Annotated in this window: 17 protein-coding genes; 9 read left to right on the plus strand and 8 right to left on the minus strand. The window is 37.5% G+C overall.

Going from position 1 to position 20735, the window contains the following annotated elements; translation table 11 throughout:
• Positions 1–5: 5 nt before the first annotated feature.
• On the minus strand, positions 6–884 hold the full coding sequence (locus ACRCJ0_RS02925; protein WP_417893258.1) for a Cof-type HAD-IIB family hydrolase: 879 nt from the start codon (positions 882–884) through the stop codon (positions 6–8).
• Between the two features lie 190 nt (positions 885–1074).
• Here ACRCJ0_RS02925 and ACRCJ0_RS02930 point away from each other — a divergent pair, with 190 nt between their 5' ends.
• Positions 1075–1755 (plus strand): uracil-DNA glycosylase, encoded by a 681-nt coding sequence (locus ACRCJ0_RS02930; protein ID WP_417893257.1) that lies wholly within the window; start codon positions 1075–1077, stop codon positions 1753–1755.
• 4 nt (positions 1756–1759) lie between these two features.
• On the opposite strand, the gene ACRCJ0_RS02935 is transcribed toward ACRCJ0_RS02930, so the two are convergent.
• Complete coding sequence (locus ACRCJ0_RS02935) at positions 1760–2221, minus strand: CopY/TcrY family copper transport repressor (protein ID WP_417893256.1); 462 nt, start codon at positions 2219–2221, stop codon at positions 1760–1762.
• Between the two features lie 434 nt (positions 2222–2655).
• Here ACRCJ0_RS02935 and nrdI point away from each other — a divergent pair, with 434 nt between their 5' ends.
• The 3 genes from nrdI to nrdF are packed head-to-tail and all read left to right on the plus strand — an operon-like array spanning position 2656 to position 6195.
• A complete protein-coding gene (nrdI, locus tag ACRCJ0_RS02940; protein WP_003142546.1) occupies positions 2656–3027 on the plus strand; it encodes a class Ib ribonucleoside-diphosphate reductase assembly flavoprotein NrdI in 372 nt (123 codons plus the stop codon).
• A complete protein-coding gene (nrdE, locus tag ACRCJ0_RS02945; protein WP_417893255.1) occupies positions 3008–5191 on the plus strand; it encodes a class 1b ribonucleoside-diphosphate reductase subunit alpha in 2184 nt (727 codons plus the stop codon). The genes nrdI and nrdE overlap by 20 nt, the downstream gene beginning before the upstream one ends.
• A 32-nt stretch (positions 5192–5223) precedes the next feature.
• Entirely contained in the window at positions 5224–6195 is a 972-nt protein-coding gene (gene nrdF / locus ACRCJ0_RS02950) for a class 1b ribonucleoside-diphosphate reductase subunit beta (RefSeq protein WP_417893254.1), read from the plus strand.
• Positions 6196–6273: 78 nt separating this feature from the next.
• Here the strand turns inward: nrdF and ACRCJ0_RS02955 are convergent, their stop codons facing one another.
• The 3 genes from ACRCJ0_RS02955 to recU form a co-directional block, all read right to left on the minus strand.
• The gene (locus ACRCJ0_RS02955; protein WP_417893253.1) at positions 6274–7221 is read right to left on the minus strand and encodes an alpha/beta fold hydrolase; all 948 of its coding nucleotides are present in this window, start codon (positions 7219–7221) and stop codon (positions 6274–6276) included.
• A 160-nt stretch (positions 7222–7381) separates the two neighbouring features.
• Positions 7382–9844, minus strand: a complete 2463-nt coding sequence (locus ACRCJ0_RS02960; protein WP_431389449.1) for a transglycosylase domain-containing protein — start codon at positions 9842–9844, stop codon at positions 7382–7384.
• 24 nt (positions 9845–9868) lie between these two features.
• Positions 9869–10483, minus strand: a complete 615-nt coding sequence (gene recU, locus ACRCJ0_RS02965; RefSeq protein WP_417893251.1) for a Holliday junction resolvase RecU — start codon at positions 10481–10483, stop codon at positions 9869–9871.
• A gap of 259 nt (positions 10484–10742) precedes the next feature.
• Here recU and tig point away from each other — a divergent pair, with 259 nt between their 5' ends.
• Positions 10743–12023 carry a trigger factor gene (tig, locus tag ACRCJ0_RS02970; protein WP_417893250.1) on the plus strand — a complete coding sequence of 427 codons (1281 nt, stop codon included), beginning with the start codon at positions 10743–10745 and terminating at the stop codon, positions 12021–12023.
• A gap of 126 nt (positions 12024–12149) precedes the next feature.
• On the opposite strand, the gene ACRCJ0_RS02975 is transcribed toward tig, so the two are convergent.
• Together ACRCJ0_RS02975 and ACRCJ0_RS02980 are read right to left on the minus strand one after the other, a co-directional pair.
• Complete coding sequence (locus ACRCJ0_RS02975) at positions 12150–13088, minus strand: nucleoside hydrolase (protein WP_431389450.1); 939 nt, start codon at positions 13086–13088, stop codon at positions 12150–12152.
• Positions 13089–13226: 138 nt separating this feature from the next.
• Positions 13227–14426, minus strand: a complete 1200-nt coding sequence (locus tag ACRCJ0_RS02980) for a NupC/NupG family nucleoside CNT transporter (protein WP_417893248.1) — start codon at positions 14424–14426, stop codon at positions 13227–13229.
• A 239-nt stretch (positions 14427–14665) separates the two neighbouring features.
• Between ACRCJ0_RS02980 and clpX the strand changes: the two genes are divergently transcribed.
• The 4 genes from clpX to rpoD all read left to right on the plus strand — a co-directional run bounded on the left by clpX (position 14666) and on the right by rpoD (position 19771).
• Positions 14666–15922 carry an ATP-dependent Clp protease ATP-binding subunit ClpX gene (clpX, locus tag ACRCJ0_RS02985; protein WP_417893247.1) on the plus strand — a complete coding sequence of 419 codons (1257 nt, stop codon included), beginning with the start codon at positions 14666–14668 and terminating at the stop codon, positions 15920–15922.
• An 85-nt stretch (positions 15923–16007) separates the two neighbouring features.
• On the plus strand, positions 16008–16613 hold the full coding sequence (yihA, locus tag ACRCJ0_RS02990; protein WP_431389451.1) for a ribosome biogenesis GTP-binding protein YihA/YsxC: 606 nt from the start codon (positions 16008–16010) through the stop codon (positions 16611–16613).
• Between the two features lie 100 nt (positions 16614–16713).
• Positions 16714–18609, plus strand: coding sequence for a DNA primase (dnaG, locus tag ACRCJ0_RS02995; RefSeq protein WP_419971139.1), 1896 nt, complete (start codon positions 16714–16716; stop codon positions 18607–18609).
• Positions 18610–18646: 37 nt separating this feature from the next.
• Positions 18647–19771, plus strand: a complete 1125-nt coding sequence (gene rpoD, locus ACRCJ0_RS03000; RefSeq protein ID WP_417893244.1) for an RNA polymerase sigma factor RpoD — start codon at positions 18647–18649, stop codon at positions 19769–19771.
• A gap of 118 nt (positions 19772–19889) precedes the next feature.
• Here rpoD and ACRCJ0_RS03005 read toward each other — a convergent pair whose 3' ends face one another.
• A complete protein-coding gene (locus tag ACRCJ0_RS03005) occupies positions 19890–20207 on the minus strand; it encodes a hypothetical protein (protein ID WP_418147151.1) in 318 nt (105 codons plus the stop codon).
• Positions 20208–20735: the final 528 nt, after the last annotated feature.

Below are 20735 nucleotides of genomic sequence, written 5' to 3' on the forward strand. Positions count from 1 at the left end.
GTATTTCAGTCGTTTTCAGCCATTTTCAGTGACTGGTAAATGGCATTCGCCACGCCACCGTCGTAATTACTAGTTGTTTCATATTTAGCGTATGTTTTTACTTCCGGTTCCGCATTGGCCATTGCGAACGAATAGCCAGCAGATTTTAACATAGAAACGTCATTGAAGTTGTCGCCAACTGCCACGACATTATTGATGTTGTACCCATGGTCTTGACAGTATTTTTCAACAGCCTTACCCTTAGTCCCATCAGCATGGTTGATTTCAATATTGTACTTAAATGATGAGGTGATATGGGTATCAGGATATTTATCGCCTAGTTCTGCAGCCATTGGTTTAATGGTGTTTTCTGGATCAGCATCCACGAAAGTAATCTTTATAATGGCTTGACCTTCTTCAGTGATCAAAGTTCTTAAATCATCACGATAATCGATAGTTGTTACCTCATTCGATTGGGTTGCACGCGTTCTCGCTTCTTCTAATGACATTTCCGGATTCATCTCGTGAATCAGTTCCGTAATTGCAAGAATACGTTGCTCTAATGAAGATGAGTAGACATTTTTACTGGTCATGGCCTCCATATAAAAGCCCGCTTCATAGCCTTTATCCAGGATATCAAGGGCAGTTTGGTTATCGATATCCACTTCGTATTCTACTTTTCCATTTCTGTCAAAAAGGATTGAGCCGTTCAAGCCGATAATCGGACAACGGATACCCGCTTCATCCAATTTAACTTTAGCTTCGGTAAAATTACGGCCAGTACATACAACAAATGGAATCCCTTTATTATACGTATGCATTATCGCATCAATATTTGCTTGTGGAATATCCATATTTTCGTCCAACAAGGTGCCATCCATATCTGAAACAATCAATTCAATCATTTGTAAGCTCCTATCTCAATTAAGTTAATTTCAGTTTACCACGGTCAATTTAAATTCACTAATCAAACGGTGCATGCAAAAACAGATATCAGCCCAATCTAACCAGGGGTTTGACTAGGCAGTGAATTACAAAAGACGTCATCCATGGTATAATGAAAGATGGACTATAAAGAAGAGAGGAGCGAAAAGCATGACACGATTAGGGAAGATGCCAAGTGACTGGGCCAAAGCATTAGCGCCAGTATTGGAGTCTGAGAATTTTAAACGATTCGAAGATTTTATCATACAAGCATATGAAAAAGGCCCGGTTTACCCAGACCAAAATCATATCTATGCAGCTTTTGAGCATACACCATTTGACCAAGTGAAAGTAGTCATCCTAGGACAAGATCCCTACCATCAACCAGGTCAAGCGCAAGGATTGAGTTTTTCAGTCAACAAAGGTGTGAAGATTCCACCTTCATTACGAAACATCTATAAAGAACTGCAGTCAGATCTAGATATCCAACCTGCTAGTCATGGTGATTTAAGACAGTGGGCTGATCAAGGTGTCCTATTATTGAACGCGGTCTTAACAGTGCCAGATTCAAACGCTAATGCCCATAAAGGTAAAGGTTGGGAAGTTTTAACCGATGCGGCTATCAGTGCCTTAAATCAAGCGTCTGAACCCATTGTCTTTATTTTATGGGGCAATTCAGCAAAGGTCAAAGCTACCTTAATTGATGAAAATAAACATTACATTCTAAGTTCAGTACACCCGAGTCCCTTATCCGCCTCACGTGGCTTTTTCGGGACTAAGCCATTTTCCAAGGCAAATGAATTGCTTGAAAAATCAGGACGGATACCAATTGATTGGCAAGTGTCAGAATAGATGGTTAATGGGTTTCTGGATGGTGGATACATTGACCGGGCGCACAATTACAAGTAACATGGTCAACGTAAGTGGCTTTGTCTAGGGCATTGAGGATATTATCCTTCATCTTATCGTCTAATACAGAGGCTTGAATAAGTGCAGAAATCACCTTGTCAGCATCGGTATTACACCAACCATTTAATAGGGTCTGTGCTTGGTTTTCTAAGGCAGTGTCTTCATCGATTGCCGGACGGTAAATGAATGATTTACCGTTTTTAGTCGTTTCTAGCCAGTTCTTTTTAGTTAGGCGGCCAATTAAGGTCTTAATCGTTGCGGCTTTCCAATCTTTTTTGTCCTCTAAAGAGGAGATAATGGTGCGGGAATTCGTTTCTTTTTGCGCCCATACGACCCGCATGACTTCCCACTCAGCAGCGGAAACATCTTGGAAATCTTGCCTTTTTTCTTGGATAATATTGCTTGTCATCGCTGACTCCTTTCAGTAGTAGATATCAGATGATTGAATCAATTTAAGTTTACATTTGTAGATGGATAAAAGCAAGTCAAATGGATTTTCTGTAGTTAATTTATAATAATAGATTTGTAAAAAATAGACTTAAAACATTTTTTGTATAAATCATCTCATAATTTAAAATAAAATTTCCAAGCAAAGGATTTATTTGTGGGCAAAAAAGGCCCGAATAATTATTTAAGCTTCAGATGAATTGCCTTAATTGTTGGCTTAGACTGATGATTGTATTTTATAATAACGTCTGGCTATCTGAATTGGTTTATTTTTTCCAGAAACAATACCGGTCTTAAATAGTTGAAATTACAGAATGAACAATATATAGTTATATGTAACATAAATACACCACTACATGTAGTGGTGTCGTTTTTTTTGAATAGGAGGAATGTGATGTGAAAATTGTGTACATGTCTCTAACCGGACAGACACACAAGTTTGTAAATAAACTTGAAATGGATAGCCTGAGAATTACAATGGATAATGCTTTTCAAGAAATTAACGAACCCTATATCGTGATTGCTCCAACTTATGATATTGAAGTAACCGAAATACTAAATGATTTTATTGAAACTGGTCAGAATCTAACGTATTTAAAAGGCGTTTGTGGTTCAGGAAATTTAAATTTCAATGAACTTTATTGTTTTACTGCAAAAGATCTCGCAGAAGCGTATAATGTACCTTTGCTGTTAACTTTTGAATTCCAGGGAAATGTGAACGACGTTACAATTATGAAAGAAAAGGTGAATGAAATTGGACCAACCTAAAGCAGTAGTACAAGAAAAAGAAATTACATATTTCAAGCTGAATAACGAAGTTAACCGTCCACTAGACGGAAAAATTCAAATCGAGAAAGATAAAGAAGCGGTACGGGCTTACTTTTTAGAGCACGTTAACCCAAATACCGTATTCTTCTATACTTTAGATGAAAAGATCGACTACTTAGTTGAACATGACTACTTAGAAGAAGGGTTCTTGAATTTATACGACCGTGAATTTGTGAAACGTTTAATGCAGGAAACATATGACTTCAAATTCCGTTTCAAATCGTTCATGAGCGCCTACAAATTCTATACACAATACGCACTAAAAACAAACGACGGTAAACGTTATTTAGAGCGTTACGAAGACCGTATCGTGTTTACTGCTTTATATTTAGCAAATGGTGACGAGCAAGTAGCGAGCGATTTACGTGATGAAATGATCAACCAACGATACCAACCAGCGACACCTACCTTCCTAAATGCTGGTCGTAAACGTCGTGGAGAATTGGTTTCTTGTTTCTTAATCCAAGCAACAGATGACATGAACTCAATTGGTCGTACAATCAACTCAGCACTTCAACTATCTCGTTTAGGTGGTGGGGTTGGGGTTAACCTAACAAACATTCGTGCAGCCGGTGACCCAATTAAGAAAATTGAGAATGCTTCTTCAGGTATCATTCCAGTCATGAAATTACTAGAAGATTCATTCTCTTACTCTAACCAATTAGGGCAACGTAACGGTGCAGGTGCAGTTTACCTTAGCGTCTTCCATCCAGATGTTGTATCATTCTTATCTGCGAAAAAAGAAAACGCTGATGAAAAAATCCGTGTGAAGACATTATCACTAGGTCTAGTTGTACCCGATAAATTCTATGAGTTAGCAGAAAAAGACGAAATGATGTACTTATTCAGTCCTTATGATGTTGAACGTATTTATGGTAAACCTTATGCCTATGTCAACATTACAGAAGAGTATGATAACTTGGTGAACAACCCAGAAATCAAGAAATCTAAGATCCGTGCGCGTGATTTAGAAGACGATATCTCTAAATTACAACAAGAATCTGGTTATCCTTACATCATCAATATCGATACTGTAAATGACCAAAACCCAATTGATGGGACAATTGTTATGAGTAACTTGTGTTCAGAAATTTTACAAGTACAACGTCCTTCAATTATCAACAACGACCAAACATTTGAAGAATTAGGTACAGATATTTCATGTAACTTGGGTTCAACAAATATCAATAACTTAATGCATTCACCAGACTTTGGTAAATCTGTTGATACAATGGTTCGCGGTTTAACATATGTAACAGATGCATCAGCTATTGACGTAGTACCTTCAATTAAAAAAGGTAATGATTTAGCGCATACTATCGGTTTAGGGGCAATGGGACTACATACTTATTTTGCCTTAAATGAAATGCACTATGGTTCACCAGAATCGATTGAATTTACAGACAAATACTTCTTACTATTAAACTACTATACTTTAGTAGCATCTAATAGAATCGCTAAAGAACGTGGTATCACTTTCGAAAACTTCGAAAAATCAACTTATGCGACAGGTGAATATTTTGACAAATACATCAATGAAGAAACAACGTTTGAATTTGAAAGAGTTGCAGCACAATTTGAAGGTATTCACATCCCAACTCAAGAAGACTGGAAAGCCTTACGCGCTGCCGTTCAAGAGCATGGTTTATACCACCAAAACCGTTTAGCAGTTGCGCCTACTGGTTCAATTTCTTACGTAAACGAAACAAGCTCAAGTTTACATCCAATCATCCAATTGATTGAAGAGCGTCAAGAAAAGAAAACTGGTAAGACTTACTATCCAGCACCATTCTTAAGCAATAAGACGCTACCTTATTACCAATCTGCTTACGATATCGACAACCGTCGTATTATCGATATTTATGCAGCAGCTCAACAACATATTGATCAAGGTATGAGTTTAACCTTATTCATGCGTTCAGATATTCCTGCAGGTTTATACCCTTGGAAAGAAGGGCGTACAAGCAAAATGACGACACGTGATTTAAACATCTTGCGTCGTTACGCATGGAATCGTGGCATCAAATCTATTTACTACGTACGTACATTCACAGACAACAACGAAGAAGTTGGCGCAAATTACTGTGAAAGTTGTACTGTTTAATCGATTGCACTCGGAATAAGGAAGGAACACACATGACGAATTTTAATGAAAATCCTTATATTGCTATTAACTGGAATGATATTGAGGATATGATTGACAAGTTGACTTGGGAAAAGTTAACAGAACAATTTTGGTTAGATACACGTATTCCATTATCAAATGATTTAGATACATGGCGTACATTATCAGACAGAGAACAAGACATGATTGGAAAAGTATTTGGTGGTTTAACACTACTAGATACTTTGCAATCTGAAGATGGTATGGAATCACTTAAAGCATCTATCCGTACCCAACATGAAGAGGCGGTTTACAATAACATCCAATTCATGGAAAGTGTACATGCTAAATCGTATTCATCTATTTTCTCAACTTTAAACACACCTAAAGAAATTGATAAAATCTTTGCCTGGACACGGGAAAATGAATTTATCCAATACAAAGCGAACCGAATCAATGATATTTACCAAAACGGTACAGATTTACAAAGAAAAGTAGCTTCAGTATTCCTTGAGTCATTCTTATTCTACTCGGGATTCTATGCACCACTTTGGTACTTAGGTAACGGTAAATTGCCAAACGTCGCTGAAATTATTAAATTGATTTTACGTGATGAAAGTGTCCATGGTACTTACATTGGTTATAAATTCCAAATTGCTTTCAATCAATTATCGAAAGAAGAGCAAGAAGACATGCAAAATTGGGCGTTCAGCTTATTGTTTGAATTATATGAAAACGAAGCGAAATACAGCGAGTACATCTATGATGACTTAGGCTGGACTGAAGATGTGAAAATCTTCCTACGTTACAATGCCAACAAAGCATTACAAAACTTAGGATTTGACCCATTATTCCCAGATACTGCTGATGATGTAGACCCTATCGTTATGAACGGTATTTCTACCGGTACTTCAAACCACGACTTCTTCTCACAAGTAGGTAATGGTTACTTACTAGGGCAAGTTGAAGCCATGTCAGACGAAGACTACGAAAAATGGACTTAAAGTTAAAATATTGGCTGCATGAAAAATCGCGCCTGTCGAAAATGACAGGCGCGATTTTTGCATGTTTTTTGTATATACTTAATCATGAATGGTTTTTAGTTGTTTCTTAAACCAATTATTGATTATTTGGTAAACGGGTTTAGTATTGCCGTACATTAAACATTCATGACCGCGATTTTCAAACATCATGATTGTGACATCATCAAATCCAGAACGGGTGAATTCTTTAGCCAGTTTGTAGGTTTCTTTACCACCATTAATCAGTGGATCGTTACGACCAGCAATAATGGCAATTGGTAAGTCCTTCCGGATGTTTCGGGTCCAGCTGGGTAAAGTTGCCTTATGGGCAATTTTTACCAACTCTGCAAAACCGTTATTGGTGAAAACAAAGCCAACTAGTGGCCAATCCCTTTCTTCACCATTTTTAGGGGGATACCAATATTCTGGAAAAGCATTGGCAACGGCAGGGTCATCAGTTATACCCGTACCGAATAGTTTTTGATGGATATAGTAATTGTAGGCATCTGGATGCAAGGTATTTAAAATAGGTGCTAAAGCTGCACCTGTAGCGAAAATAGGGCTATGAGTGTTCGTCCCACTCAATAATACGCCGTCTACTTCCTCACTATATTGACCAAGATATAAACGGGTTATGTATGCCCCCATTGAATGACCTAACACATAATAGGGTAAGTCGGGATAATGTTTCTTGGTTGCTTGAACCACTCGATGTAAGTCTTCAACCATGACTTTATCAGCAACCGTTGTGCCAAAATAGCCTAAACGGTTGTGTTCTTTAGCTAGTCCTCCATGGCCAATATGGTCATGGGCGATGACTAAAAAGTTTTGGTCCACAAATGACTCAGCCACTTTTTTATAGCGACCACCAAATTCTGACATCCCATGGACAATATGGATAATAGCTTTTGGATGATCGGCGTTTTGCCAAGCGTAAACAGGGATGTAAGGGCGGTCAGGTGAAGCGGATGGAATAGTTACAGTGTTATAGTAGTCTAATGCAAACATAATTTCACCTCTTTTTTCGATTAAGTCTATTATAGTGCCTTCAATTCTAAAGCACAATTAATAGGGATATATAATTTATGGAATAGAAAAGGCCTGCGACAAAACATCACAGGCCTTTTAAAATATTGTTATATCATTGATTCAATTGGTAATTCCGGTCCTAAGCAGCTTCGTCTACTTCCTCTTCCTCAACATCCTCGTTGTCGCCAGTGTCTGCTGGTCTAGATGATGATGATGAAGTGCTTGGTTGCGTAGTGGATGATGAAACACTTGAAGATTCCACTTCACTCGAAGGCGTTTCAGCTTCAGAACTTTCACTCACACTAGACTCAGAAGACTCACTCTCAGACGAGGTTGATTCTTCTTCACTCGATTCTTCAGCTGATGAAGAACTTGAGCTTGACGATGAAGAAATTGAACTAGAACTAGAACTTGAGCTGCTTGATGACGCACGGCTAGAAGATGATGACGATGATTGTACAATCGCATTTCCAGATGCTAACCAAGCTTGGTAATCTGAATACAAGTCATCGTTAGCCAAACCAGTTAAGATTTGTGATGATAGTGTCGCGTTTGTAGGGAATTCATCTGGTATTGCATCTTTGACTAATTTCACTTCATGCACTGAATCAGGCTGTACCCAATCTGCATTTTCTGAAGTCGTAGATAGGTATCCCATAATATCTTGGTATAGGTAACTTACAATATATCTATCTGACCCATCGATATAACCAACTTCTTCTGTAGAGTATGGGTTATCGTAACCAGTCCAAATGGATAGGGCGTAATCAGTAGTATAACCTGACATCCAAGTATCAGGTACCGCACTTGAACCAACACCAAGTTCAGCAGCCTCTTCTTCGGTATAGTTTGTCGTACCTGATTTACCTGCTTCAGCTAGACCAGCTGTATGGTAATTAGTAGATAAACCATAAGAAGTATCCGTAAAGTTATCTTTCAACATGTCCGTTATCATATAAGCAGTTGAATCTTCCATGGCTTGGGTGCTTGTTGAATCAATCGTGACTTCTTCACCATCGAAAGTTGTAAAGTAATCAACCGCACGTGGTTGGTTGTATTCACCGTAATTCCCCAATGTTGCAAAAGCTGCACTTAGTTGTAACGGGGTGATTTCACCACCAATAGCGTTTGATTCAAGAACACCATCCCCATCATTTAACACAATTCCCATATCTTGTAGGAATTCATCAACTTGGTCGGTACCAACCTCTTGTAATAGTTTTAAGGCTGGAATGTTACGAGAACCGATTAAAGCTTGACGCAGGGTGATAGTGCCTTGATACAAATTATCCCAGTTATTAATCTCTGTCCCATTTGAATAAGTATGTTCTTCATCTTCAATAGATGATTCGGTAGAGTAGTTTAGATATTCTATAGCAGTCGCATAGTCCGCAAATGGCTTAATAGAAGAACCAACACTTCGTTCTAACTGCGTTGCTCGGTTATAAGACAATTGTCCTTCTTGGTTACGTCCACCGTATAGGGCTAGGATATTACCCGTTTCTGTATCCACTAATGATGCTGCAGCTTGCATGTTGTCATTTGTGAAGTAATAACCATCTTCATCCTCGATTGTATTGTAGATTTCAGTCATGGCATCCATATCTAAATGCGTATAGATTTGTAACCCGTCTGAATACATGTCATATCCTGCTTCCTCAACTTCAGCGGCAACCTCCTGAATATAAGAGTCTAACATAATTGCAGTTTCAGATTGTTCAGTTGACTCAGTGTCAATATCTTGTAAACCATCGTCAATTGGCGTGGCTACTGCCTCGTCGTATTCCTCTTGAGTAATTTTTTCATTGTCCAACATCTCTGCAAGTACTAAGTTTCTTCTTTCTTCAGCAGCTTCAGGATCTGAATATGGATCGTAAGCGTTAGGTGCTTGCGGCATACCAGCTAATAGGGCAGTTTGGGCTATTGAAAGCTCACTTAAAGATTTACCATAGTAAACTTCAGCAGCAGTCCCCATACCGTAAACACCGTTGGCCATGTAGACTTTATTAATATAAAACTCAAAGATTTCTTGTTTAGTGTAGTCTTGTTCTAATTGAACCGCTAGCCAAATCTCTTGGACTTTACGTTTATAAGTTTGGTCTTCCTCATTAGTTGAAAAAGAGGTTAGCTTCACTAATTGCTGGGTTAGGGTTGAACCACCTTGGGCAATGCCACCAGCTTTTAGGTTGGCTAAGAAAGATCCTGCAATACGAATCGGGTCAAAACCGTTATGTTCCATAAAGCGTTGGTCCTCAATCGAGGTGACGGCATCAAATGTTGTTTGCGAAATATCACTTTCGTCAACGATCATCCGCTCGTTTTGACTAGTTTCATACACAACGTTTCCTTCATTGTCATATACACTAGATGCGATGGTACCGTACAAATCTTCTTCGGTGATTGCAGGGCTATCAGAAATCCAGGAATAGGCAATGATTGAAAGGGCTACCCCAACTACTACACCGGCGCCAACAACACCAAGTAGGATCTTTTTCCAAAGGGCCATGCCAGAGCGGTTATACTTACCTCGCTTACCTTGAATTTTTTTAGACGACTTGCGATTATTTTGGCTTCGTCGTCTTGAGTTTTGATCTTGACTCATGCTTATCACTCCTAGTATGTTTATTTAATTTTGATAATTGGCTGCAATCATTTCATCCACAGCTGCTAAATAGTCAATTCGGGGCTGATACCCCATGTTTGCTTGGACACCTTTAGATTGAATTCTCTTTAAAGGGATTGCAGTAATGTCATTGGCTAAAAAGGCAGTCCAGTCTTCCAGTAGCGCCCTTATAGGGTACACATAGGCTTCATCACGTTCTTTAAATAGAAAAAGGACAAAACAAATCCCACCATGATTGGCACAATTTGTCATATGATCTATTTGATGTTGATGAATATTATGAAGCGGGAACTTAGTTTTAAGGTTGGTTTGTTTAGCCTCAAAATCTAGATAGTGTCCATTATAGATCCCATTATAATCTGTTGTGGAAGCTGTACGATAGTAGGCTTCAGTTATCACAGCACGACTCCTTTTCGGATAGTCGACTGAGACAACTTGGATTGGTGTTGGCTTTTTGTGAATAATAGCTTTGTCACGCAATAAATACCACTGGTTGGCTTGATTAATCATTTCCTCCAGCTTCATACCACGCTTAGCAAAGTTTGCTTTCCCTTTAGAAGAAGCGGATAGTGAACGATTCGTCTTAGATTGGTAGACTTTACCGTTGGGATACCTCATGATGACCTCCTTCAGAATATGGCACCAAAAAATTGACACCATATTTACTCTATTTTATCCTATTTAGGACATATACCATAGTTTTAACACGGATTTTAATATAAAAACAAGAAATATCCACCCTTATAGTATAACATTAACGGCATTTTGGCTGATTAACTAGACAATTCGCCAGTTTTAGTGTAGTATTTTATGATGTTAAGATTATGCATAAATGCGTAATCAATTAGTAAATATAACTAGAGTTAGGGGAATTTAAATGTCAGTAAATTATGAACAAACATCAACAAACGAAGGTATTTTACACTTTACCGTAGCAAAAGAAGATGCAGCGAAAGCTAAGAAACAAGCTTTTAACCGTATTAAAAAAGATGTATCTATCCCAGGTTTCCGTAAAGGGAAAGTAAACTATCAAATGTTTGTAAAAATGTTTGGTGAGCAATCTTTAATTGAAGATGCTGTAAACATCGTTTTACCAGAAGCTTATACAAAAGCTGTTGAAGAATCAGGTTTAGAAATTGTTACTCAACCTCGTTTCGATATCAAATCTGCTGAAACAAATGCTGACTGGGAATTAATTGCATATGTTGCAACTAAACCAGAAGTTAAATTAGGTCAATACAAAAACCTAACAGTTCCTAAACAAGAAGTTGAAGTAACTGAAGAAGAAATCAACGACCGTTTATCTGCAGCACAAGCTAACTTAAGCGAATTAGCTTTAAAAGAAGGCGCTGCTGAAATTGGTGACACTGTTGTTATTGACTACGAAGGTTTCCAAGATGGTGAAGCATTCGCAGGTGGTAAAGGTGAAAACCATTCATTAGAATTAGGTTCTAATTCATTCATCCCTGGTTTTGAAGACCAATTAGTTGGTGTTAAAGAAGGCGACGAAGTAGAAGTTAACCTTACTTTCCCTGAAGATTACCATGCAGATGAATTAGCTGGTAAAGATGCTACATTCAAAGTTAAAGTACACGAAGTGAAAACAAAAGAAGTACCAGAATTAGATGACGAATTTGCTAAAGATGTTGACGAAGAAGTTGAAACTTTAGACGAATTAAAAGAAAAATACCGTAAAGAATTAGCGGAACAAAAAGAAGCTGCAGCTAAAGAAGCTCGTGAAGAAGAAGCTTTACGTTTAGCAGTAGAAAACGCTGAAATTACTGATTTACCACACGAAATGGTACATGAAGAAGTTCACCGTCAAATGGACCACTACTTAAACGAAATGCAACGTTCAGGTATTTCTAAAGAAATGTACTTCCAATTAACAGGTACAACTGAAGCAGACTTGCACACTCAATTCGAAGAAGATGCTGACACTCGCGTGAAAACTAACTTGATTCTTGAGCAAATCGTTAAAGATGAAAACATCACTGCTGAAGTTGAAGATGTAGAGAAAGAAATTGCTACATTAGCTGAAACTTACGGCATGACTGTTGAAGAAGTTAAAAACGTTGTAACAGAAGATATGTTGAAAAATGATATTGCATTGAAAAAAGCAATGGCATTAATCACTGATACTGTTGAAGAAGCGTAAGCTTTATTATAGTTTTCAAATGTAAAGCCAAGGGGGTGCCCCCTTGGCTTTTTCTTAAGCAAAAGAATTAGATAATGACCACAAAAAAACCGAGCCTAGGCTCGGTTTTTCGTATTGAAATAACTATTAGAATGCTTTTACGATTGTGTCTAGGAAGTGTTTGTTATAGCGTTCAGCGTCAACGCCTAAAGCAACAAATACATTCGGTTCTTCCTTGCGGTTTAAGGCAACTTGATCTTGGACTAAACGACCTTCTTGTTCGCCGTATAAACTCTTGATACGGAATGTTTCACCCGTTACCCAGTCACTCTTAAGGGCAACTGAAACTGCTAATGGATCGTGTAGGGCACAACCTGTTAGGTCTTCGTATGAATTTGCGTAAGCCTTAAAGTAATAAGTCACAATCTCGTGGAATACTTTGGCCGCTTCAGACATTTCTAACCAAGGGGCTATATCTGTATCTGTGATTAGGGTACGTAAAGTCACATCTAAACCAATGACTTTAATTGGTAAACCAGAATCAAAGACGATGTTATTCGCTTCTGAGTCCTTCCAGAAGTTAGCTTCAGCAAACGGGCTTACGTTACCAGGAACTGTTAATGCACCACCCATAGAAACAATCCCTTTGATTTTTTGCATTGCAGGTAAGTCTTTTTGAATGGCTAAGGCTGCATTTGTTAAAGGACCAGTTGTCACTAAAACTAATTCATCGCCGTAATTGTTGGCAGACTCAATAATGAAGTCGATCGCGTCTTGGTCAGAAATATTGTTACCAGCTGGTAAGTCGATATTACCCAAACCATTTAAACCGTGGAAGATACCAGATGCTTTTTCTTGGATGTAATCTTCGCTTGCACCAATTTTGTGGGAAGCACCACGGAAAACAGGGATGTCTTCGCGATTTAATAATTTTAATATGGCAGAGGCATTGTGTACACACTTGTCTACTTCAGCGTTACCGAAGACAGATGTAATCCCAATAACTTCGGCATCCTCTTCACCTAAAGCTAAGGCAATAGCCATTGCGTCATCAATACCAGTATCAAAATCTAAAATTAATTTCATATATAAACCCCCTATAAAGTTGGATATCTCAACATCTAATCCTAAGTAAAGTATAAGGCATTGTCCTTCAAATTGGTAGAAGAAAGACAATGCCTTATGGAAGATTATTCAATTATCCTTGGTGTGACGGCTTCTATATTAGAAGAAGAAACCAACGATTGTTGCTGAAATCATTGAAACTAAAACAGAAGCAATGATTAAACGCCATGTGTTATTTGCCACAACTTTTGCTTGTTTAGCTGACATAATTTTTATAGAAGCAATAATCATGCCGACAGTTGCGATATTTGAAAATGAGATAACATAAGTTGACATCATTGCCATTGTTTTATCAGTAACTTGTCCTGCAACCGCTTGAACCTCTCCTAAGGCCACAAATTCATTGGTTAATAATTTAGAAGCCATGATTGAACCAGCACTTACGATGTCCGCACTTGGCACCCCCATAATATAAGCAAGTGGAGAAAAAACATAGCCTAAAATAGTAAAGAAATCAATACCAAATACCAAGGTAGCTAATGAATTAAGAAATGTAATTAAAGCTGTAAAACCAATCAGAGAACCGGCAATTGCTAGGGCAATTTGGAAACCACTAGAAATATAGTCACTTAACACAGAGAAGAAGTTCTCATCATCAATACCTTCGTTTTCTTTAGCCTCTTCAATAGGGTTAAAATCTACTTGATGTGTTTGAGGGTTATAGGGTGTCATCAGGGAGACGATAATAAACGCAGCGAAAACATTCAATAGAATAGCAACCACTACAAATTTACCGTCAACCATTTGCATATAAGAAGCAATCGTTGTAGCAGATACACAAGAAAGTCCCATTAAAACAAATGTAAAGATTTGTTCAGGTGAAAATTTATCAATATAACGTTTAAGCGTAATCAAACCATTTGATTGGCCAAGCATAGCCATGATGATAGCAATATATGATTCATTTTCTCCCATACCAGTAATTTTATTAAGGATTTTACCGATATATTTAGCGACAAAAGGTAAAACGTTAATGTATTGAAGGATACCAATCAATCCAGATATAAAAACAATTGGCATTAAAACATTTAGGAAGAAAATCCCGTAGTTTGTAGCGCCTTCCCCAAAGACAAATTCGGTACCGCCGTTTGCTTGTAAGATTAACCAGTTAAATAAACCTGATACACCTTCCAAAATTGCAATCCCAAAGCTTGTTCTTAAACCAACAAAGGCTAAAACAAACATAATAACTAATAAAATGCCTACTTGCTTAATGCGGGCGTTCTTACGATCTTTGCTAAGAAGTAAAGCAATAAATCCGATAACAATTAAGCCGATAATTCCGCGAATAATACTCATAGTTATCTCCTTTTCTTATTTGTATTCAAATTTTGCACTGTTAATCATTATAAAATATTGGTCAATAAAATACTAGTAATATTCTGCGGATTTCCGAATGATAAACCAAATGCAATTCTAAAATCTCAAGTCAATATAATAACGCAGAATAAACCACTAAATTGAAGACTTTTAAATTGACTTGAAGTCAAGAATTTGGCACAATAAGGTGATGTAAAAGAGAAAGGAGAACGGATAACATGTATAATGATGATGAACAAACAACGATTCACTGTTCTTTTTGTGGAAAATCACAAGATGAGGTAGACAAAATCATCGCTGGACCTGGCGTCTATATCTGTAATGAATGTGTAGCACTATGTCAAGAAATAATAGATGAAGAAGTCAACCAAGAACGACAAGAATCTTATACAATGGTTGAACCACCAAAACCAACTGAAATTCGTTCCATCTTAGATGATTATGTTATTGGTCAAGATCAAGCTAAAAAAACTTTATCAGTAGCAGTATATAACCACTACAAACGTATTTCCTCTAATAACGAAACAAATGATAATGGTGTATCTCTACAAAAGAGTAACATCCTACTAATGGGCCCAACAGGTTCAGGTAAAACATACTTAGCTCAAACTTTAGCACGTATTCTTGATGTGCCATTTGCGATTGCAGATGCAACGACACTAACGGAAGCGGGTTATGTGGGGGAAGATGTTGAAAACATTTTAGTTAAATTGATGCAATCAGCAGATTTTGACGTAGAACGTGCCCAAAAAGGGATTATCTATGTGGATGAAATCGACAAGATTGCCCGTAAATCAGAAAACGTATCAATTACCCGTGATGTTTCTGGTGAAGGTGTGCAACAAGCCTTACTGAAAATTTTAGAGGGAACTGAAGCGAATATTCCACCACAAGGTGGTCGTAAACATCCACATCAAGAATTAATTCAAGTAGATACAACAAATATTCTCTTTATCGTAGGTGGTGCCTTCGATGGTATCGAACCAATTATTAAAGAACGTCTTGGTGAAAAAGTTATTGGTTTTGGTAATTCTTCAAACAACCATATCTTGAATGACAACGATGCAATTATGCAACAAGCCATTCCACAAGACCTACAAACTTTTGGGTTGATTCCTGAATTTATTGGCCGGTTACCAATCATGGCGAACTTGAACAAGTTAACAAAGGATGATTTAGTCCATATTCTAACGCAACCTAAAAATGCCTTAGTGAAACAGTATCAACAATTATTGAAGATGGATAATGTGGAACTAACCTTTACAGATGAAGCTTTAGAAGCCATCGCACAAAAAGCTTTAGACCGCAAGACAGGGGCTCGTGGGTTACGCTCAATTATTGAAGAAGCGATGTTAGAAATCATGTTTGAAATTCCTTCACGTGAAGATGTTTCTAAGGTGATCATTACTGAATCAGTAATTAATGACGACATCGAACCAGATTTATTTGACTTAGAAGGCAAAAAGATCGCTTAATTATTGCCAATAGTAGCAGTGTATTAAATACAATGGGAAAGACTAGAATGAGTCTTTCCTTTTTGCGTCAGAAAGGGGATTTTTCATGGACGTACATAACGTTGAGTTTCTGATATCTGCCGTAAGGCCAGAACAGTATCCAGCACCCATTATTCCAGAAATCGCGCTAGCAGGTCGGTCAAATGTTGGGAAAAGTTCTTTCATCAACACAATGATCAACCATAAAAAACTGGCTAGAACTTCTAGTAAACCAGGTAAAACACAACAATTAAACTATTATCAAATTGAAGATTTATTTTACTTTGTGGATGTGCCAGGTTACGGGTACGCCAGAGTTAGTAAGACGGAAAAAGCTAAATGGGGCGAGATGCTAGAAACCTATTTTGCGACCCGTGAAAATCTAGTTTTAGCACTTCTTGTAGTAGACTTCCGTCATAAACCGACAAAAGACGATATTCAAATGAAAGAATTTATGGATTACCATGGTGTGCCTTATTTTGTTATTGCAACGAAAACGGACAAAATTAAAAAGAGTCAATGGAATAAACACTTAAGTGATATTTATAAAACATTAGAATTAGAATCGATCGATCAGATCTTACCTTTCTCTGCTGAAACAAAGGATGGCCGTGATGAAGCTTGGGAAGTTGTTCAAGCTGTTTTGGATGGTGAATTTGAGGTTGAAGAATAGGCTGTAGAAATTCGCAAAGAATATAGCCATATCGATTGCATTTTGATTTGGTTTCCGCTATATTTATTGTGAGTTTTTGCCGGCAAAAGTAGGTGATCAATTGGCGAATTTTATCCCAGAGGAAATCATTAATGAAGTAAAGAACAATGTAAATATCCTTGATGTAACCAGTCAATTTGTTGACTTACAAAAGAGGGGACGTAACTATTTTGGTTATTGTCCATTTCATGAAGAACGTACGCCTTCGTTCACAGTAAATGAAGAAAAACAGATTTTTCACTGTTTCTCATGTGGTCGGGGGGGTAATGTTTTTCGTTTTATGGAAGAAATTGAAGGTTATTCCTTCCCCCAAGCTGTCCAAAAGGTAGCGGAAGCTGGGAATGTTTCGACATTATTCGATTGGTCAGCTTTAGATGATGGCCAACAAACGACCAATTATTCAAGTGTGCAAAATCGACTTATCCAAATTCATGAAGAATTAAGACAATTTTACCATTATTTATTGATGAATACGGAAAATGGTCATCGAGGACTAACCTATCTATATGATCGTGGTTTAAGCAAAGAAACGCTTGATGCCTACCAAATTGGAATCGCCCCTGAAGATGGGCGCTTAGCTGCACAACATCTGTTAAACAAAGAATTTACCACTGAAGAATTGCAACTTTCTGGTATATTTGTAGGCGACCAAGACCGGTTAAAAGATAGATTTGCTGGTCGTGTGATGTTTCCACTGCGAAACCCGCAAGGGAAGACTGTTGGTTTTTCAGGGCGAATCTTGCCTGGGTCTAACCATTATGAAAACCATCCTGATGCAGCCAAGTACTTGAATAGTCCTGAGACAGAAATATTCGAGAAAAATACTTTCTTGTTTAACTTGGATTTAGCTCAAAATGAAGCCAGAAGAGCCAAAGAGCTCGTTTTATTTGAAGGTTTTATGGACGTCATAGCCTCACACAATGAAGGTGTAGGCAATGGAGTGGCATCTATGGGCACTAGTTTAACGAGCAACCAAATTAAGGCTATTGAACGAACAAGTAAACAGGTCTTAATTGCCTATGACGGAGATAAACCTGGTCAAAAGGCGACCCTTCGAGCAATTAACTTGATACAAGATCAAAGTAGTCGTTTGAAGCTTAATGTGCTAGCCTTTGAGCAAAACTTAGACCCTGATGAATTTATTCAAAAGTATGGTGGCGAACGGTATGTCAATTTTGTCTTGAACAAAAGGTTGAGCCCAATCCATTTCATGAGAAATTACTACCGTAAGGAATTTTCTTTAGATACAGATAATGGTAAAATTCAATTTATTAATGTTATGCTAGAGGCGATTGCAAAAATTCAACAGCCTATCGACCGTGACATTTATGTAGGTGAAATTGCTGAGGATACTGGTGTATCCAAAGATACCTTATTACAACAGTTAGAGAGCTATAGTCCTAAAAATCAATCACACCAATCCTACCCAGCTGATGACCACGGCAACCATCAGTCTTTTCCAACAAATAACAATTTTCAAGTAGGTATTCCTGCTGCAACAAGCAAGAAAAAGTCTCAACTTGAAAAAAGTGAATTGCTATTACTATACCGTTTACTCTATAATAGTGAAACATGGTTACTCATAGCGAATAGGGATTTTCATTTTCAGTCTAGTGAAGTTGAAACGGTCTTTATGTTATTGTCTGACTATCGAGAATATAATCAAAACATGGACGGTGAGCTTGACCCTGGAGATTTCTTACAAGCCTTGTCAGGTGCAGAAGAACAGCGTCTTGTCGCTGAAGTGATGAATATGGAAGTGGCACCAGATATAGGTGAGGGCGAAGTTGAAGATCTAATTTATAACATCCAAATTAAAGGCAACATAGAACAAAAAATGCAATCTTTAGACGACGAAATTGCTTATGCAAAATCGGTAGACGACTTTGCACAGATTGGCATTTTGATAAAACAAAAAATAGATTTGTTAAAGCAAATAAAAAGTCGTGGTAATTGAACTATTTCAATTTTAATTTATGTGAGGAGCGAATTGAATGGCAAAGAAAAAAGTGGACGGCGTAACACTTAACCAAGCTACAAAACAATTAATTGCTGAGAAAAAAATTCTTGGTACAATTCAATATACGGATTTAAGCGATAAAATCGCACAACCTTTTGCCTTAGATGATAAAGGTATGGATGGCTTGATCGAGAAATTCGAAGATCAAGGTATTGCCGTTGTTGATGAGAATGGCGAACCAACAATGCGTCAAATGGATAAAGAGGCCGATAAAGAAGCAGAAAAAGTGAAGAAAGAGGAAGTAGATCCTACTTCCGTAGCTTCTGATGTTAAAATTAACGACCCAGTTAGAATGTACTTGAAAGAGATTGGACGCGTAGAATTATTAACTGCAGACGAAGAGGTAGCTTTAGCACAACGTATTGAACAAGGTGACCCAGTAGCTAAGCAAGAATTAGCTGAAGCCAACTTACGTTTGGTTGTATCTATTGCTAAACGTTATGTAGGACGCGGAATGTCATTCTTAGATTTAATTCAAGAAGGTAACATGGGTCTAATGAAAGCTGTTGAGAAATTTGACTACCATAAAGGGTTTAAATTCTCTACTTACGCTACTTGGTGGATTCGTCAAGCCATTACGCGTGCAATCGCTGACCAAGCGCGTACTATCCGTATTCCAGTACATATGGTTGAAACGATTAACAAATTAGTACGTATCCAACGTCAATTATTGCAAGATTTAGGACGCGAACCAACTCCAGAAGAGATTGGGGCTGAAATGGATTTACCAACTGAAAAAGTACGTGATATTCTAAAAATTGCGCAAGAGCCAGTATCATTGGAAACACCTATTGGTGAGGAAGATGACTCTCACTTAGGTGATTTTATTGAAGACCACGATGCAACGAGTCCTGCTGACTACACTTCTGCAGAATTGTTAAAAGAACAATTAAACGAGGTATTAGATACTTTAACAGACCGTGAAGAAAATGTTTTACGTTTACGTTTCGGTCTAGAAGATGGTCAATCGAAAACATTAGAACAAGTTGGTCAACAATTTGGCGTTACCCGGGAGCGTATTCGTCAAATCGAGGCGAAAGCATTGAGAAAATTACGCCACCCATCTCGTTCAAAACAATTAAAAGACTTTTTAGAATAAGCATTAACTATTCAAAAAAGCAGCCACTTGGCTGCTTTTTTTTATGGCCGAAATTTCTCAACAATGAAGCTTCGTAATTCAACTGCCATTTAATGATGTACTTATCTCTTAACATGCCTTATCCTGGTGACCAATCTGTCGCTTGAAAGGGAAGGATAACTTTGATCGCGTCTTTTTCTAAATTAGCGAAGTAAGTTTGGAGCTGGTCAAGATCATCTGACATAATAGCGACTGATACATCATTAAAGTCAGGCTGGTTTTCGCTTGGAAATTCATCTGAGCATAACAATCGTTGGCCACATGTTTCTAGGGTACCATGCATCAGATAATGGTGAAAGGCTAGCGGTAACTGACCGGGATTTTCAGGATCTACCGTTGAACCATATTCAACTGAGGCTAATATCTTGCCGTCAAGCTTTTCTTGATAATAGGTCATTGCGTCTTTTGCTTGTCCTTAAAAAATAGGTAAGGGATAATGTCCATGATTTCGGTCCTTTAATTGTGCCTGAGTGCACTCATTTTAGCAAATTCTGCCAAGGAGAAGAAAAAATTTAAACCCTAAACCTTATAGCTTATAAAAAAGTAAATGACGAAATGGACTAAAATAAGTACAATAAAGACAAATATTGTACCTTTTCGTATCTTTAAAAAGGTTTTTAGAAATGATTTATTTTTGACTGCTTATATAGAAACAAATGGGTTTTCGCTAAAAATTATTGGGCAAAAATGAGAAAAATATGATTTAATTTTCATTTTTTGTTTGACCTTCATATCAACATGCCGTAAAGTACGACAAAGGAAAAAATACTTCGCAATCAAAAAGCAGATGACAAGTTGTCTTCAAGAATCATTAAGGGTCATATCTGAGTATGTGAAAAATGAAAGTATTTTAATTTTAATAAAGCCAATCGGCACCGATATTTTTAATAAAATCCCACAGATTGCAGGTATATAGCTTGAATTA

Source organism: Aerococcus sp. L_32, from assembly GCF_050689315.1.

Coding starts and splice junctions, on each gene's coding strand:
- ACRCJ0_RS02925 (WP_417893258.1), bottom strand. CDS start 884: ATGATTGAATTGATTGTTTCAGATATGGATGGCACCTTGTTGGACGAA.
- ACRCJ0_RS02930 (WP_417893257.1), top strand. CDS start 1,075: ATGACACGATTAGGGAAGATGCCAAGTGACTGGGCCAAAGCATTAGCG.
- ACRCJ0_RS02935 (WP_417893256.1), bottom strand. CDS start 2,221: ATGACAAGCAATATTATCCAAGAAAAAAGGCAAGATTTCCAAGATGTT.
- nrdE (WP_417893255.1), top strand. CDS start 3,008: ATGAAATTGGACCAACCTAAAGCAGTAGTACAAGAAAAAGAAATTACA.
- nrdF (WP_417893254.1), top strand. CDS start 5,224: ATGACGAATTTTAATGAAAATCCTTATATTGCTATTAACTGGAATGAT.
- ACRCJ0_RS02955 (WP_417893253.1), bottom strand. CDS start 7,221: ATGTTTGCATTAGACTACTATAACACTGTAACTATTCCATCCGCTTCA.
- ACRCJ0_RS02960 (WP_431389449.1), bottom strand. CDS start 9,844: ATGAGTCAAGATCAAAACTCAAGACGACGAAGCCAAAATAATCGCAAG.
- recU (WP_417893251.1), bottom strand. CDS start 10,483: ATGAGGTATCCCAACGGTAAAGTCTACCAATCTAAGACGAATCGTTCA.
- tig (WP_417893250.1), top strand. CDS start 10,743: ATGTCAGTAAATTATGAACAAACATCAACAAACGAAGGTATTTTACAC.
- ACRCJ0_RS02975 (WP_431389450.1), bottom strand. CDS start 13,088: ATGAAATTAATTTTAGATTTTGATACTGGTATTGATGACGCAATGGCT.
- ACRCJ0_RS02980 (WP_417893248.1), bottom strand. CDS start 14,426: ATGAGTATTATTCGCGGAATTATCGGCTTAATTGTTATCGGATTTATT.
- clpX (WP_417893247.1), top strand. CDS start 14,666: ATGTATAATGATGATGAACAAACAACGATTCACTGTTCTTTTTGTGGA.
- yihA (WP_431389451.1), top strand. CDS start 16,008: ATGGACGTACATAACGTTGAGTTTCTGATATCTGCCGTAAGGCCAGAA.
- rpoD (WP_417893244.1), top strand. CDS start 18,647: ATGGCAAAGAAAAAAGTGGACGGCGTAACACTTAACCAAGCTACAAAA.
- ACRCJ0_RS03005 (WP_418147151.1), bottom strand. CDS start 20,207: ATGACCTATTATCAAGAAAAGCTTGACGGCAAGATATTAGCCTCAGTT.